Raw genomic sequence first — 704 nt, 5'->3', positions numbered from 1 at the left:
CTAACACGGTGATGCTAGGAGCGCCGGTATCCTGAACATTGACCGTTCGATTAACGGTGTTGGCAGGGTTACCCGATGAGTCGTTCACGTTGTAGCTCAGTACATAGCTACCAACAACTGCAGCATTGACCGTACCACTGACACCGATATTTGAAGATACATCTCCGTCGACATTATCTAGCGCTGTCGCACCCGGGTCGGTGAAGATTGTATTCACCTCATGATCGATCGGGTTGTTTCCGATCAGTGTAATAACAGGGCCGCTCGCATCAGCAACATTAACTGTTCGTGTGACGGGCATTGCATCGTTGCCAGCCGCATCACTTACGTTATACACAAGTGTATAGCTGCCAATTGTACCGGTATCAACAGCGCCACTCTGAATAATGCTTGCTGAAATATCGCCATCAATATTGTCCGACGCACTCGCACCCGCATCATTGTAGACACTACCTAGAGCGATATTAATGCTGCTGTCACCATTAAGTGTAATGACAGGGGCGGTAAAGTCGTTCACATTTACCGTGCGCGTTTGCTGTACGGCAGGGTTACCGTTGGAGTCACTGACATCATAGGTAATGACATAAGTACCAGCAACGCTAGAGTCGACCATTGTGCCGCCAACTATAATGCCTGCAGATAGGTCTCCGTCAAGTGCGTCATTCGCAGTCGCACCAGCATCGGTATAAGGGGTATTTAGCTCA

General features: G+C 49.1%; 1 protein-coding gene. It reads right to left on the bottom strand.

Features of this window, described 5'->3' with window-relative positions; all coding sequences use genetic code 11:
- Window positions 1–704, bottom strand: a 704-nt coding sequence (locus A3729_RS11785; protein ID WP_156497909.1) for a DUF5011 domain-containing protein, incomplete at both ends; no start/stop codon positions are given.

The organism is Oleiphilus sp. HI0043 (assembly GCF_001634935.1).
This window is presented reverse-complemented; position numbering and strand designations above follow the sequence as displayed.